Here is a 15191-nt window from a genome sequence, read left to right as displayed (position 1 = left end):
CATTCTACTCAACCGCCTTCTCGAGTCAAGTCTTATTTTCAAAGGCTTTTCGAGGTTATCGACTCGGGCTTTGCGTTGCCGCTTGCCGTGTCGATGGAGGCGCATTATAGGGAGTGAATTCGTTCTGGCAACCCCTTCCTTGCAATAAAATTGCAAAAAACTGCACTTTTTTAGTTATTCATATCCAAGCACAGCTTTTATACAAACTTATCCACAGAAACCAGCACCGAATTGCTAGAATGGCCGAAAACAAGGAGGCCGAGATGGACTTGCGACTGAGACCTTACAAGGGAAAACGCCCGCAACTGGGCAAACGGGTATATGTAGACCCCTGTGCCACCCTGGTGGGTGATATCCAGCTGGGTGATGATGCCAGCATCTGGCCCATGGTGGCCGCCAGAGGGGACGTCAACCATATCCGCATCGGTGCCCGCAGCAACATTCAGGACGGCACAGTGCTGCACCTGACTCGAAAGAGTGCCAGCAACCCTGCCGGCTATCCGTTGTTGATCGGGGAAGATGTCACGGTCGGCCACAAGGCGATGCTGCATGGCTGCACCATTGGCAACCGGGTGCTGGTCGGCATGGGTGCCATCCTGCTGGACGGGGCCGTGGTCGAAGATGATGTGATGATCGGTGCCGGCAGTCTGGTGCCACCGGGCAAGCGACTCGAGGCCGGCTTTCTTTATATGGGCAATCCCATCAAGCAGGCGCGCCCTCTCAAGCCGGCCGAGGTCGCCTTCCTCAAAACCTCGGCCGACAACTATGTCCTGCTCAAGGACGAATACCTGCAAGAGTCCTGAAACACCGTAGCCACAAACAGGAAGCCCGGCATGATGCCGGGCTTCGCTTCTTAGGTATAGCTATATATGTTGTCGATGACGACTGACAGTGATCAGTGGGCCTGATCCCAGTTGTCACCGGTGCCCGCTTCGACCACCAGCGGCACATGCAGTTCGGCAGCGCTCGACATCTTCTCCTTGATGATGGCGATGTACTCCTCCAGCTTCTCTTCGCGGATCTCGAACACCAGTTCATCGTGCACCTGCATCAGCATGCGGATCGACTGGTCTTCAATGCCCCGGATCCAGCCATCCACGTTAATCATGGCGCGTTTGATGATGTCGGCGGCCGTGCCCTGCATGGGGGCGTTGATGGCGGCCCGTTCGGCAGCCTTGCGCAGACCAGCGTTGCGCGACTTGATATCCGGCAGATAGAGGCGGCGACCAAACAGGGTTTCGACATAGCCCTGGGCTTCTGCCTGCTGGCGAGTGCGCTCCATGTATTCCAGCACGCCCGGGTAGCGCTCGAAGTAGAGATCCATGTACTTCTGCGCCTCGGCACGGCCGATGCCCAGCTGCTTGGCCAGACCGAAGGCGCTCATACCGTAGATGAGGCCGAAGTTGATCGCCTTGGCGCTGCGGCGCATGTCGCTGGTCACCGCATCAAGTTCAACCCCGAATACCTCGGCAGCGGTCGCCTTGTGGATGTCCTTGCCCTCGGCGAAAGCGGTCAGCAGCCCCTTGTCACCGGAGAGGTGGGCCATGATGCGCAGCTCGATCTGGGAGTAGTCCGCCGCCACCAGCTTGTAACCGGCGCACGGGATGAAGGCCTGCCGAATGCGACGCCCCTGTTCGTTGCGCACCGGGATGTTCTGCAGGTTGGGATCGGTAGACGAGAGCCGCCCGGTCGCCGCCACCGCCTGATGATAGGAGGTGTGCACCCGCCCGGTCTGCGGCTTGATCATCAGCGGCAGCTTGTCGGTGTAGGTGGACTTGAGCTTGGCCAGGCCACGGTGCTCCATCAGCAGTTGCGGCAGCTCATAGGTCTCCGCCAGCTCGGCCAGCACCTCTTCCGCAGTGGATGGGGCTCCCTTGGGGGTCTTCTTGATGATCGGCAGCCCCAGCTTGGTAAAGAGGATCTCCCCCAGCTGCTTGGGCGAGGAGAGGTTGAACTCCTGCCCGGCCAGCTCGTGGGCCTGTTTCTCCAGCTCCGCCAGTCGCACTTCGATCTCCTGGCTCTGCTGATGCAGCAGCTTGGGCTCGATGGTGGTCCCGAGCCGCTCCATCCGTGCCAGCACCGGCAGCAGCGGCAGCTCGATCTCGCTGAACACTTTGGCGAGGCCCGGCTCAGCAGCGAGCTTGCCCCACAGCGCCTGATGCAGGCGCAGGGCGATGTCGGCATCTTCCGCCGCGTAAGGAGCCGCCTGCTCCAGCTCGATCTGGTTGAAGGTAAGCTGCTTGACCCCCTTGCCGGCAATATCTTCGAACGAGATGGTCTCGGCGTTCAGATATCTGCGGGCCAGCGAATCCATGTCGTGGCGGCTGGCAGTGGAGTTGAGCACATAGGACTCGAGCATGGTGTCATAGGCGATACCCTGCAACTCGATGCCGTGATTGAGCAGCACGTTGCGGTCGTACTTGAGGTTCTGCCCCACCTTGAGGCGGATCGGATCTTCCAGCAGTGGTTTTAGCTTGCCGAGTACCACGGCCTCGGTCAGCTGTACCGGCGCTCCCAGATAATCGTGGCCGAAGGGGACGTAGGCCGCCTTGCCCGGCTCGATGGCAAAGGAGACGCCAACGACCCGCGCCTCCATATAGTCGAGACTGGTGGTCTCGGTGTCGAAGGCAAACAATGGCGCCGCCTGCAACTGGGCCAGCCAATCGTCGAACTCGGCCTCGTCCAGAATGCAGCGGTAGTCGGTCTCGATGGCAGTTGCCGGGGCGGAGCCTTCCTCATCACCCTCGGTGCCGCTCTCCTCGCCGCCGGACTCCAGCTCTTTGATAAGGTTGCGCAGCTCATACTCGCGATAGACCGCCAGCAGGGATTCCTTGTCGACCGGCCCCAGAGTCAGCTGTTCCAGCTCCTGCTCCAGCGCCACGTCGGTCTTGATGGTGGCCAGCACGTAGGAGAGGCGCACCTGCTCCTCCTGCTCGCGGAACTTGTCGGCGAACGCCTTGGAGCCACGGAAACCGAGCGCAGCCACCTTGTCCAGATTAGCAGCGATCTCGTCGATGCTGCCGATGCCCTGTAGCAGGGCCAGTGCAGTCTTCTCGCCGACGCCGGTCATGCCGGGGATGTTGTCCACCTTGTCTCCCATCAGGGCCAGGTAGTCGATGATGAGCTCGGGCGGTACGCCGAACTTCTCGATCACCCCTTCCCGATCGGTCTTCACATCTTTCATGGTGTCGATCAGGGTGACATGGTCGGAGACCAACTGCGCCATGTCCTTGTCCCCCGTGCTGATGAGCACGGGCAACTGCTTCTCGGTCGCCTGGCGGGCCAGGGTGCCGATCACGTCGTCAGCCTCGACCCCTTCCACCATCAGGAAGGGGAAGCCCATCGCCTTGATCATCTGGTGGATGGGGGCGACCTGGCTGCGCAGATCGTCCGGCATGCTGGCCCGGTTGGCCTTGTATTCGGGATAGATGTCGTCGCGGAAGGTCTTGCCCTTGGCATCGAACACCACGGCCACGTGGCAGTCGGGGTACTGCTTACGCAGGCTGCGCATCATGTTGGCCATGACACGGACGGCGCCGCTCGGCAAACCGGTCGAGGTGCGCAGATCGGCCTGTTGGGAGGCAAAAAAGGCGCGGTAAAGGTATGAAGAGCCGTCGACCAGAATAAGGGGATTGCTAGGGGCCATGAAATCGTCCTGCCAGAGATAAACAGCCGCTAGGATGCCACAGGGCCCCCTTCACACCAAGGGGCCTGGTAACAGCCTGCATGGCTGCTGACGGGATAAAAATCTGTGGATAACTCTGTGTTCAAAAATGGGGCTAATTATTACCAGTAGTGACAAAGCTGTGCATAAAAACCATAAATGCCAATAAAAACAATTAAATAGAAACACAAGATCAGATCGATAGACCGTTGAAATGATCTCGATCAATGTGGAAAAAGTTTTAAGGGAGTAGGTACGGCAGGATCCAAAACGAAACAATCCTAGCACAGCGAGATGACTTGACCAGCGGATGGCGAGCGATAACCATACAAAAGTACAACAATCCATCCTGGCTCACATTTTCAACAACGAGGAGTTTTCCATGAAAAAAGTGGCCGTGATTTTGAGTGGCTGTGGCGTCTTCGACGGGGCAGAAATCCATGAAGCCGTCATCAGTCTGCTGGCCCTGGCTCGCCATGGCGCCACCACCCAATGCTTTGCCCCGAACGTGGCGCAACTCCACGTGATCAACCACCTGACTGGCGAGGTGAGTGAAGGAGAGAGCCGCAACGTGCTGGTCGAAGCCGCCCGCATCTGCCGTGGCCAGATCAAAGATGTCGCCGAGCTGGATGCGGCCGACTACGATGCCCTGCTGGTGCCGGGCGGCTTCGGCGCCGCCAAGAACCTGTGCGACTTCGCCATCAAGGGGGCGGAGTGCCAGATCCAGCCGGATGTGCTGAAGGCCTGCCAGAGCTTTGCCAAGGCCGGCAAACCGGCGGCCTATATCTGCATCGCCCCGGCCATGATCCCGCTTATCTACGGCGCCGGCACCCTAGCCACCGTAGGCCACGACGAGGGTACCGCCAACGCCATCGAGGCGATGGGCGGCAGCCATCTCAACTGCCCGGTCGACGAGTTCGTGGTGGATCAGGAGCGCAAGGTGATCTCCACTCCCGCCTACATGCTGGCCAGCAACATAGTGGAGGCCGCGGACGGCATCGAGAAGACGGTCAAGCAGCTGCTTGCCCTGTGATCCCCCGCTGCGCCAAAACAAACGGGCCGCTCATGGAGCGGCCCGTTTTCAATTCTCGCGTATAGCGACGGATTAGATGCTTTCGCCCATCTGATCCATCTTGCCCAGCAGGGCACGCAGACGCTCCTGCCATGCAACGTGTTCGTTGCGCAGCTGATGGTTCTCGTCTTGCAGCTTGCTGTTCTGCTCTTTCAGCTCGTCCAGCTCCATCTTCAGCAGGGAGATGTTGTCGACGGCGGATTGTACTTTGGATTCGAGTTGCTCAAGGACTTCTAGTGACATATGCATACCTGTTTGTTCAATTGCGATGCCCCACAAAGGGCGATTCAAGCGCGTGAAGCCAGCATACCCCGAGCACATCGGCACAAACAAGCCAGCACGCTGTAAAATGCGCCTTCCGTAGAGGTATTGTCCAAATATGCGTCTATTTTTCTCGCATCCTGCTTCCCAAGTAGGGGACAGCCCCGACCATCAGCCGTGCAGGGCGATATAGGCCCCCAGCAACAGGCAGGCAACACCGTACATCGCCAGGCCATAACCCAGGTTCCAGCGTAGAATAGACCCCGCACTCAGGCTGTAGCGGGAGGCCAGCGCCAGGTTGGATCCCGAGAGCGGGCTGGTGCCGGTGGCGAGCCCCCAACCCAGCAAAAAGCTCATGCCAAGCAGGCTGGGATCCGGCGCCAGGGGCCAGAGCAGGGGTGCCAACCCCGAGATGCTGATGAGGGGATGCACCCCGACGATGGCCACCAGCAGGATCAGCAGCAGGGTGAGGGAGGCTTCGAGCCAGCCGAAGTGGTTGAAGAACGGCAGCCCGTGGCCGCCTCCCAGATCGATCACCGACAGGGCGCTGTTGATGCCGGCAGCCAGCAGACCCGCCCCGAGAAACAGCACCAGCTGACCGCCGATGGCGGGGAAGCGCTCCACCACCTGGCGCTTGATTGCCGCCTTGCGGCCGGCGCTTGGCATGAAGATCAGTGCCAGCAGCGGCGCCACCAGGGCGATCACCGCCAGAATGCCGAGCTCTGGCCAGATCTGCTTGATGAGCAGCACCAGCAACGCCAGCGCCACCGGCAGCCCCAGGGTCTGCAGGCGCAGCGGATACCCGGCAAAATCCTGCACGCCGAGTCGCTCCACCTGCCAGGCCGTCAGCCCCATCGCCAACAGGGCGCCGACGATGCCGAAGGGCAGGATCGCCGAGAGCTGCAGGCCGGGAGCGTAGGTGAGCGCCACCGCCATGGCGACGAAGAAGGGGGACCAGAAGGCGGCTGCGCAGAAGATCCGGCTCAGCACCATCACCTGGCGCCGCTCCAGGTTGCCGTTGCGTTCCAGCCGATCGCCGATGATGAAGAGCACCGAAAGGTTGATGACGGCCCCCAGCAGGTTGAGGCCGGCCATGGTGCTCCACAACCCCTTGCGACCGGGCCAGGAGGTGGTGTCGGTGAGCAGGCCGGAAGTGGCGAGGTTGAGGGTGCTCACCGCGGCAAACATGGTGAGCATGTTGATGTTGGGCAGCAGCCAGTCGCCGGCCTTGAGGCTGGCCCCCTGCCACCAGGCGAAGAGCAACAGCAGCAGGGCCGCTCCGTACAGGGCCAGCGCCTGGCGTCTGGCCGCCCCCACCAGCCAGGGCCAGGTGAGGAGAGAGGCTGCCCAGGCCGCGATGGCCGCGGGCCAGGGGGAGAATCCCAGATAGAGATGCAGCAGGTTGAGCAGCCACATCCCCAGGATCAGATAACCTGACCAGCGCTTGGCCATCGAATCGTCTCGGTCAGGGGATCAGAGGCACTGATCCATATCCAGGGAAGGCTTGTCGCACTCCGGGTGGCCCACAATCTTGGCCGGCACCCCGGCCACCGTGGTATGGGGCGGCACCGGGTTGATCACCACGCTGCCGGCGCCTATCTTGGCGCCCCTGCCCACTTCGATATTGCCGAGCACCTTGGCGCCCGCCCCTATCATCACCCCTTCGCGGATCTTGGGATGACGATCGCCGCTCTCCTTGCCGGTCCCGCCCAGGGTCACGCTCTGCAGGATGGAGACATCATCCTCGATCACCGCCGTCTCACCCACCACTATGCCGGTGGCATGGTCAAACATGATGCCCTTGCCGATGCGCGCCGCCGGGTGCACATCCACCCCGAAAACTACGGAGATCTGGTTTTGCAGATAGAGCGCCAGGGAACGGCGCCCCTGGCGCCACAGCCAGTTGGCGACCCGGTACCCCTGCAGGGCATGAAAGCCCTTGAGGTAGAGCAGCGGGGTGGAGAAGAGATCGACCGCCGGGTCACGCTCCTGCACCGCGCAGATATCGGCCGCCACCATGGCCAGCAGTTCGGGTTCGCTGCGCAGGGCCAGCTCGATCACCTCGCGCAGGGCGATGGCGGGCATGGTGGCACTGTCGAGCTTGTTGGCCAGCTGGAAGCTGAGAGCCGAACGCAGATTCTTGTGATTGAGAATGGTGGAGTGGAAGAAGCTGGCCAGCATGGGCTCTTCGGCCGCCATGCAGAGCGCTTCTTGCTGAATTTTTTGCCAGGTTTTGGCAACCAGATCATCCATGTGGTGCAACCTACTGTTGTTCGGGGTGAGGACTCTGTTGTTCTTTTATCAGTACCGAGATGGGGTCCATGTGGATGATGACATCCATTCGCTCGAATGCCTGGCGTATCGCCTGCTCGGCTTCATCGGCTATCTGATGGGCCTTGACCAGGGGGATCTGATCGTCAAGCTCCAGATGCAACTGAACGAATCGGGTCGGCCCGGATTGACGGGTACGCAGATCGTGGACGCCGTGAACGCCATCTACGGCACAGCAGAGGGCCATTATTCTCGCTTGTTCTTCCGCTGGCAACTGACGATCGAGCAGCGCCTGCACTGACTCGTAGCCGATATGGACGGCTCCCCACAGCAAAATGCCACCTATCAGCACGGCAAACAGACCATCTGCCCAATACCAGCCCTGCCCCGCCAGCACCAGCGCCAGCAGCACGCCACCGTTGAGCAGCAGATCGGAGCGGTAGTGCAGCATGTCGGCCTTGATGGCCACGCTGTTGGTCTTGCGGATGACAAAACTCTGGAAACTGACCAGCAGCAGGGTCAGCACGATGGAACCGACCGTCACCCAGATCCCCGCCTCCAGCCGCAGAATGGGCGTCTGGTTGAGCAGGGAGGAGATGCCGTGCATCACCAGCAGCAGGGCCGAGCCCGAGATGAACGCCGCCTGGATGAGCCCGGCCAGGGACTCGGCCTTGCCGTGGCCGAAGCTGTGCTCGTCATCGGCGGGAGCCAGCGCATAGCGGATCGCCAGCAGATTGATGATGGAGGCGCTGACATCCATGAAGGAGTCGGTGAGGGAGGCCAGCAGGGTCGACGAGTCGGTCATGATCCAGGCGATCAGCTTGCCGATGATTAGCAGGGTGGCTGTCGCCACCGCCGCCATGCTGGCAAAGGTCACCCAACGGGAATAGTGTTGATGGCTCAAATCCGGCTTTCCTCTATCGCGTAAAAAATTATTATACCTTCACCCCGGCGTCAGTTTGGCGCGAAAATCTGCGGAAGAACACCCGATGAACAGAATACTCCTGGTCGATGACGATCTTGAATTGACCCAGCTGCTCACCGAAATTCTGACCCTGGAAGGATTTCAGGTCACGGTCGCCGAGGATGGTGAAGAGGGATTGCAGCGACTGGCAGAGCAACGCTTCAATCTGGTGCTGCTGGACGTAATGATGCCCAAACTGAACGGCTTTGCCATGCTGACCCAACTGCGCAAGACCCACGACACCCCGGTGCTGATGCTGACCGCCCGCGGCGACAGCCAGGACAGGGTCAACGGCCTGGAGGCCGGCGCCGATGACTATCTGGCCAAGCCATTTGATGATCGGGAGCTGCTGGCAAGAGTGCGGGCCATCCTGCGCCGCACCCAGAATCATCAGCCCCAACGCGGCCACGGCTCCGACGAAATTCACTTCATGGACATCGTACTGCAACCGGGCCTGCAGCAGGCATGCTGCGGCGAGCAGCCGCTGGAGCTGACCGCCACCGAATTCGGCCTGCTGGAGTGCCTGCTGCGCAACCCGGGCCAGATCATCAGCAAGAGTCACCTCTCGGAACAGGTGCTCGGCAAGAAGCTGGAGCCCTTCGATCGCGCCATCGACATGCACCTGAGCAACTTGCGCAAAAAGTTGCCGGAACGGCTCGATGGCCAGCCCCGCTTCAAGACTGTACGGGGGCGCGGCTATCTGTGGCTAGAACAGGAGTAATCAAAGCGCCCTCGATCAGCGGCCTCTCCACCCAGATCTTCGTCTGGTTCTGGCTGATCCTGCTGGTGATGATGGCCGCCGTCATCAGCCTGCCCAACCTGGATCCGCGCAACCAGCTCCCTTTGCCTGCCCACGAGGCGATGCGGATGCAGCACAACGTGCAGATCCTCAAGGATGCCGCCGACCCGGCGCGGGATTTCGATCTGGCAAAGGCGATGGAGAAGATCACCATGCTGCCGGTGGACAACGTCTATGTGCGCGGTGCCAACGGCCAGATCCAGTCCACCGTCCATCCCCGCAAGTTCGTGGTCCGTTTCATGGTAGATGCCGACAACCCCAACCACCCCATGCTGGGTCACGAGGATCGCAAGGCCATCGTCGGTCCCTTCCTGATGGAGCATCGCGGCCAGCAGTACCACGTCTATTTCGGGCTCAACGTCGATACCCCCTATCTGTTCCTGTTCATCCAGATCCTGGATCACCCGATCCGCATCCTCGGGGTCGCCATGCTGGTCAGCACACCGCTCTGCCTGCTGCTCGCCTGGCGCCTGACCCGCCCCATACTGCAATTGCAAAAAGCGGTCTCCCTGCTGGCTGCCGGCAGCCTGGAGACCCAGATCCCCAACCTCGGCCGGGGTGACGAGATAGGCCAGCTGGCCGACAACGTGAGCCACATGGTGGATACCCTCAAGAGCATGATCCAGAAGCAGAAACAGCTGCTATCTGACATCTCCCACGAGCTGCGCAGCCCGCTCACCCGGATGCAATTGGCCCAGGCCCTGATCCGCCGCAAGCAGGGCGACAGCGCCGAACTGGCGCGGATAGAGTCGGAGATTGGCCGGCTGGACAAGCTGATCGGCGACCTGCTGGATCTGTCGCGGGTACAGCAGCATGTAGAGGCCCCAGTGGTGCAGCCGCTGGCCGAGCTGCTGGAGCCCATTCTAGAAGACGCCATGTTCGAAGCCAACCAGAGCGGCAAGCAGCTGCGCCTGCCGCCACTGCCGGCCGAGTCGCTGCCGATGTGGCCCGAGCTGCTGGCGCGGGCGGTGGAAAATCCGCTGCGCAACGCGCTCAAATATGCCCGCGAATTCATCAAGGTGGAGTGGTATCGGGAGGGGCGGGAGTGGGTGATGATCATCCGCGACGACGGCCCAGGCGTGCCGCCAGAGCAGCAGGAGCAGCTGTTTCTGCCTTTCTTTCGGGTCGACGATGCCCGCAACGCCAAGACCGGGGGCACAGGGCTCGGGCTCGCCATCGCCTCGGAGGCGATCCATCGTCACGGCGGCACCATTCAGGCCAGCAGCAACCAGCCGACCGGGCTGACCATTACCATCCGCCTGCCCATCGCCTGATCTTTTCAACGCCACGGGCGCTGGGTATGCTGGCGCCCTTTCCGTCCCAGCAGGAGCCTTGCCATGCTCGATATCGTGCTCTACCAACCCGAAATTCCGCCCAATACGGGCAACATCATCCGGCTCTGTGCCAACACAGGTTACCGGCTGCATCTGATAGAGCCGCTGGGGTTCGAGTGGGATGACAAGCGGGTGAAGCGGGCGGGGCTCGACTATCACGAATTTGCCGAGGTGAAGCGCTGGCCGAACTTTGAAGCCTTCCTGGCGGCGGTGGCGCCGAAGCGGGTGTTCGCCTGCACTACCAAGGGACGCACCGCCCACTCGGCAGCCCAGTTTGCCTTGGGCGATGCCCTGCTGTTCGGCCCGGAGAGCCGCGGCCTGCCTGCGGATCTTATCGAGAGCCTGCCGTTCGAACAGCGGCTGCGCATCCCCATGCTGCCCCAGAGCCGCAGCATGAACCTCTCCAACGCGGTGTCGGTGTTCGTCTACGAAAGCTGGCGCCAGCTGGGCTACGAAGGCGCCCTCTAAGGTTGGAAAATCAGTGGCGGGCGTCGAGCAGGCGGCCGCTGCGCTCCAGTTGCCAGCACAGGAACCCCAGGGTTAGGCCACGCCCCACCATGAGCGCGGCCATCGCCGCCCACAGGGCGGCCACGCCCCACGACTGGGTCAGCCACCAGACCGGGAAGAAACCGCCGAAGACCGCCAGCAGCATGCTGTTGCGCATCTCCTGCGCCCGGGTGGCGCCGATGAAGACCCCGTCCAGCAGGAAGCACCAGACCGCCAGCAGCGGCATGGCCACCAGCCAGGGCAGCTGGCCATTGGCCGCGACCACCACCTCCGGGATATCGGTGATCCGGCCGATAAACTGGCTGCCCAGCAGGGCAAATCCCAAAGTAAATCCAGCCGCGATCAGGGCGGCCCAGCCCAGATTGAGCAGGATGGCCTCCCGCAGCTTCTGGCGATCCCGCTGGCCGATGGCGCGGCCCACCATGGCCTCCACCGCGTAGGCAAAGCCGTCCAGCCCGTAGGAGATCAGCATCAGGAAGTTGAGCAACACCGCATTGGCAGCCACCGCCACGTCCCCCAGCCTGGCCCCTTGCAGGGTCATGAAGGCAAAACAGAGTTGCAGGCAGAGCGCCCGCAGGAAGATGTCCCGGTTCAGCCCGAGCAGCCGCTTCAGGGGGGCGAGCCGCCGCCAGCGCTGCCAGCCGTCCTGCCACACCTCGGGCAACAACTGGCGCAGATGGTGGCGAACCAGCCAGATGCCGACTGTCAGCGCGCCGTAATCCGCCAGCACGGAGGCCGCCGCCACGCCGCGCACCTGCCAGCCCAGCCCCAGTACGAACAGGGCATCCAGCGCCATGTTGACCAGATTGGTGAGGATCAGCATCACCATGGGACTGCGGGCATCCTGCATCCCCAGCAGCCAACCCATGATCACCAGATTGCACAGCGCCGCCGGCGCACTCCAGATCCGCACCGCCACGTACTGGCCGGCATAGAGCTGCACCTCGGCAGAGCCGCCACTCAGGGCGATGAGCCAGGGCAACAGGGGAAAGAGCAGCACAAGCAGCCCCAATCCCATGACGATGGCCAGCCCCAGCGCCCGCACCAGGGCATCGAGCTGGGCGCGCTGATCGGCGGCGCCATGGGCCTGGGCCGTGAGCCCGGTAGTGGACATGCGCAGGAAGCCGAGCAGCCAGAAGATCAGGTTGATGAGGGTCGAGCCGACCGAGACACCGCCGAGAAACCAGGCCTCGCCGAGATGACCGATCACCCAGGTGTCCACCAGCCCCAGCATGGGGGTGGTGATGTTGGAAAACACCATGGGCAGGGCGAGGGCAAAGACGGCACCGTGGCGAGCGGGATCCCGCCACCAGGGCGCAACCGGACGGGTCACTCCCGGTTGCCCGACAGCTTCAGAATGCGGGAGAAGTCAGAGAGCAGGGTCGCCATCTGCACCCGTGGCACCTGACCCGGCGCCACCTGCGGGCGAAACACGCCCTGCAGCTTGCCCTTGGGGTTGATGAGCACGATGGAGGCGGAGTGATCGATCAGGTAATCCTTCTCCCCCTGATTGGCGATGGAGTAGATGAGCCCCAGGTTGCGCACGAAGGGAAACAGCTTGTCGTGATCTGCCGTCACTGCCTTGAACTCGGGATTGAAGAAGGCGGTGTAGGTCTTGAGGCGCTCCAGGGTATCCCGCTGGGGATCCGCCGAGACGAACACCACCTGGCTGTTGGGTGCCAGCTGCTTGAGCTCGCCGTAGATGGAACGCAAATCGGCCATGGTGGTGGGACAGATATCGGGGCAGAAAGTGTAGCCGACGAACAGGAAGGTCCAGTGTCCCAGCAGATTGGCGGGGGTAAAGGGCTGATTGTCCGCGTCGGTAAAGGTGAAGTCATTGATGTCCCGTGCGGCGGGATAGTAGTCGGCATGCTCCGGCATCTCTGGCCGGGTGACGTAGAACGCGAAGATGAGGCAGCTTGTCAACAGCAGAAAAATCAGGGGATAACGAAGCTTCATCATAACAAGAGACCCTTTCAGTTCGGTGCATCTGACCTGCAGTGGTCACATGGAGGCCGGTATTGTAACTCCAATGGGCCGGAAACGGGTCGTCATCGCGCATCAACCTCTTGTCGGGCAATTTGCCAACGCCAGATCCTGTAAAAACAAAAGCCCCCTCTATGACGAGGGGGCTTTGGAACGGGGCCCGCCAATGGGGCCCCGGGCATAGAGAACGCGTAGACGCTACTCCCGCTCCTTCACATAAGGGGTGCCGAGCGCCTTGGGCGCCACCGCACGACCGATAAAACCGGCCAGCAGGAACACCGTCAGGATATAGGGCAGCGCCTCGATGGCCTGTACCGGGATGGCAAAGCCCCCCACGCTCACCCCTTGCAGGCGGATGGCCACCGCATCGAGGAAGCCGAACAGCAGGCAGGCAGCCATGGCATTCCAGGGGCGCCACTTGCCGAACACCAGCGCGGCCAGCGCCATGAAGCCCTTGCCCGCGCTCATGTTGGGGATGAACTGGGCAGTCTGGGCCACCGACAGGTAGACGCCGCCCAGCCCCGCCAGCAGGCCGCCGATGATGAGCGCCGTGTAGCGCATCCGCACCACAGAGATGCCGGCAGTATCGACCGCCGCCGGGGCCTCGCCCACCGCCCGCAGCCGCAGGCCGAAGCGGGTGCGAAACAGCACCCACCAGGCCAGCGGCACGGCGGCGAACGCCAGGTACTCCAGCAGGGAGTGGCCGCTCAGGAGCTCGCTGTAGAGCTGGCCTATGACGGGCACGTCATACAGCTCCTTGGCATAGGGCAGATCGATGGGGGCGAAGCGGGCATCGCCGGAGAGCGCCGGTGTCTGGCCCCCCTGATCGAACCAGTAACGGCCCAGGGTGACGGTCAGACCGGCCGCCAGGATGTTGATGGCCATGCCGCTCACCACCTGATCACCCCGGTGGGTGATGGTGGCAAAGCCGTGCATCAGGGCAAACAGCACCGAGACCAGCACCCCGGCCCCCAGCCCGACCCAGGCCGAGCCGGAGACCGCGGCGGCGGCACCGCCGGCGAAGGCGGCCGCCAGCAGCTTGCCCTCCAGGGCGATGTTGACCACCCCGGAGCGCTCGCAGAACATGCCCGCCATGGCCGCCAGTATGAGGGGCGGCGCGGTGCGGATGGTGGCATCCAGCATCAGGATCAGCAGTTCAAACATATGATCAGGCCCCCTTCACTTGTGCAGTTGAGCGGCTGGCAAAGGCCAGATAGAGCTGCTCGATGCGCGGGCGCATCATGTGCTCCAGCGCGCCGCAGAACAGGATCACCAACCCCTGCAGCACCACCACTATGTTGCGGTCAACGCCGAACTCGAAGCTGAGCTCGGCGCCCCCCTGATAGAGGAAGCCGAACAGCAGGCTGGCGATGATGACGCCGACCGGGTGGTTGCGCCCCATCAGGGCCACCGCGATGCCGGTGAAGCCAAACCCTTCCACGAAGTTGAGCTTGATCTGGTGCAGCTCCCCCTGCAGCACGTTGAGGGCAAAGAAACCCGCCAGCATGCCGGAGATCACCATGGCCAGGATCACCACTCTGGGATAGGAGATGCCCGCGTAGGCGGAGGCACTCTGGCTCGCCCCCACCGCCCGGATCTCGTAACCCCAGCGGGTATGCCAGATGAAGACCCACACCAGGAGCGCACAGATCAACGCCCAGACGAAACTGATGTTGAGCGGGCTATTGGGCACTTCCATCCCGAAGCTGGCCGCCATGGTGCTCAGCTTGGGCAGCCAGCTCGCCTCGGCGAACACCCGACTCTCGGTGGCCATGGATCCGGGCGGCTTGAACACCTCCACCAGCAGATAGGCCATCAGGGAAGCGGCGATGAAGTTGAACATGATGGTGGTGATGACGATGTGGCTGCCGCGCTTGGCCTGCAGCCAGGCCGGGATAAAGGCCCAGGCCGCACCAAACAGGCCGCCGGCAATGATGGCCAGCGGCAGCAGCAGGGCAAACGGCAACACATCGCCGAGCAGCAGACAAACCAGGCCGACGCCGAGACCGCCGATGTAGGCTTGCCCCTCACCGCCGATGTTGAACAAGCCGGCGTGAAAGGCCACCGCCACCGCCAGACCGGTGAAGATGAAACCGGTGGCGTAGTAGAGGGTGAAACCTATCCCCTCGCCGGTGCCGAAGGCGCCGTACCACATGATCTCAGCGGCATCGACCGGGTTGATGTCGAGGTAGTAGAACAGGATCGCCGACACCAGAAAGGCCAGCAGAATATTGACCGCAGACAAGACGCCCACGGAGACCCAGGCAGGGACACGAACTTGGCTCATCAGCGGGCCTCCTTGGCAACGTCATCGGTCACGGATGTATTGACCA

The 15191-nt window shown here is 62.2% G+C and carries 14 protein-coding genes; 5 read left to right on the top strand and 9 right to left on the bottom strand.

Annotated elements, in window-relative coordinates:
- Positions 1–263 precede the first annotated feature (263 nt).
- Entirely contained in the window at positions 264–803 is a 540-nt protein-coding gene (locus LA321_RS07090; protein ID WP_042072481.1) for a gamma carbonic anhydrase family protein, read from the top strand.
- 92 nt (positions 804–895) lie between these two features.
- Here LA321_RS07090 and polA read toward each other — a convergent pair whose 3' ends face one another.
- The gene (gene polA, locus LA321_RS07085) at positions 896–3646 is read right to left on the bottom strand and encodes a DNA polymerase I (protein WP_042072479.1); all 2751 of its coding nucleotides are present in this window, start codon (positions 3644–3646) and stop codon (positions 896–898) included.
- Between the two features lie 400 nt (positions 3647–4046).
- On the opposite strand from polA, the gene elbB reads away from it, so the two are divergent.
- On the top strand, positions 4047–4697 hold the full coding sequence (gene elbB, locus LA321_RS07080) for an isoprenoid biosynthesis glyoxalase ElbB (protein ID WP_042072478.1): 651 nt from the start codon (positions 4047–4049) through the stop codon (positions 4695–4697).
- 72 nt (positions 4698–4769) lie between these two features.
- Here the strand turns inward: elbB and LA321_RS07075 are convergent, their stop codons facing one another.
- The 4 genes from LA321_RS07075 to fieF all read right to left on the bottom strand — a co-directional run bounded on the left by LA321_RS07075 (position 4770) and on the right by fieF (position 8172).
- Positions 4770–4979, bottom strand: coding sequence for a cell division protein ZapB (locus LA321_RS07075; RefSeq protein WP_005307594.1), 210 nt, complete (start codon positions 4977–4979; stop codon positions 4770–4772).
- A gap of 189 nt (positions 4980–5168) precedes the next feature.
- On the bottom strand, positions 5169–6449 hold the full coding sequence (locus LA321_RS07070) for a hypothetical protein (RefSeq protein ID WP_042072476.1): 1281 nt from the start codon (positions 6447–6449) through the stop codon (positions 5169–5171).
- Between the two features lie 21 nt (positions 6450–6470).
- Entirely contained in the window at positions 6471–7250 is a 780-nt protein-coding gene (cysE, locus tag LA321_RS07065; RefSeq protein WP_026457437.1) for a serine O-acetyltransferase, read from the bottom strand.
- A gap of 10 nt (positions 7251–7260) precedes the next feature.
- Positions 7261–8172, bottom strand: a complete 912-nt coding sequence (fieF, locus tag LA321_RS07060) for a cation efflux pump FieF (RefSeq protein ID WP_042072475.1) — start codon at positions 8170–8172, stop codon at positions 7261–7263.
- 85 nt (positions 8173–8257) lie between these two features.
- Between fieF and LA321_RS07055 the strand changes: the two genes are divergently transcribed.
- The 3 genes from LA321_RS07055 (at position 8258) to trmL (ending at position 10833) form a co-directional block, all read left to right on the top strand.
- On the top strand, positions 8258–8953 hold the full coding sequence (locus tag LA321_RS07055) for a response regulator (protein WP_042072473.1): 696 nt from the start codon (positions 8258–8260) through the stop codon (positions 8951–8953).
- Positions 8935–10305: an ATP-binding protein gene (locus LA321_RS07050; RefSeq protein WP_042072472.1), complete on the top strand. Its 1371-nt coding sequence runs from the start codon at positions 8935–8937 to the stop codon at positions 10303–10305. The genes LA321_RS07055 and LA321_RS07050 overlap by 19 nt, the downstream gene beginning before the upstream one ends.
- A 63-nt stretch (positions 10306–10368) precedes the next feature.
- The gene (gene trmL, locus LA321_RS07045; protein WP_042072469.1) at positions 10369–10833 is read left to right on the top strand and encodes a tRNA (uridine(34)/cytosine(34)/5-carboxymethylaminomethyluridine(34)-2'-O)-methyltransferase TrmL; all 465 of its coding nucleotides are present in this window, start codon (positions 10369–10371) and stop codon (positions 10831–10833) included.
- 10 nt (positions 10834–10843) lie between these two features.
- Here trmL and LA321_RS07040 read toward each other — a convergent pair whose 3' ends face one another.
- From LA321_RS07040 to LA321_RS07025, 4 genes are all read right to left on the bottom strand, one after another.
- Positions 10844–12133 (bottom strand): MATE family efflux transporter, encoded by a 1290-nt coding sequence (locus tag LA321_RS07040; protein ID WP_082043442.1) that lies wholly within the window; start codon positions 12131–12133, stop codon positions 10844–10846.
- A gap of 68 nt (positions 12134–12201) precedes the next feature.
- Positions 12202–12834: an SCO family protein gene (locus tag LA321_RS07035; RefSeq protein ID WP_042072466.1), complete on the bottom strand. Its 633-nt coding sequence runs from the start codon at positions 12832–12834 to the stop codon at positions 12202–12204.
- A gap of 222 nt (positions 12835–13056) precedes the next feature.
- Positions 13057–14022: an ABC transporter permease gene (locus LA321_RS07030; protein WP_042027341.1), complete on the bottom strand. Its 966-nt coding sequence runs from the start codon at positions 14020–14022 to the stop codon at positions 13057–13059.
- Between the two features lie 4 nt (positions 14023–14026).
- Complete coding sequence (locus LA321_RS07025) at positions 14027–15145, bottom strand: ABC transporter permease (protein ID WP_042072464.1); 1119 nt, start codon at positions 15143–15145, stop codon at positions 14027–14029.
- Positions 15146–15191 lie beyond the last annotated feature (46 nt).

Source organism: Aeromonas enteropelogenes (assembly GCF_020097295.1).
GTDB lineage: Bacteria > Pseudomonadota > Gammaproteobacteria > Enterobacterales > Aeromonadaceae > Aeromonas > Aeromonas enteropelogenes.
The sequence above is the reverse complement of the archived record's forward strand: the minus strand, read 5'-3'. Positions and strand labels throughout refer to the sequence as shown.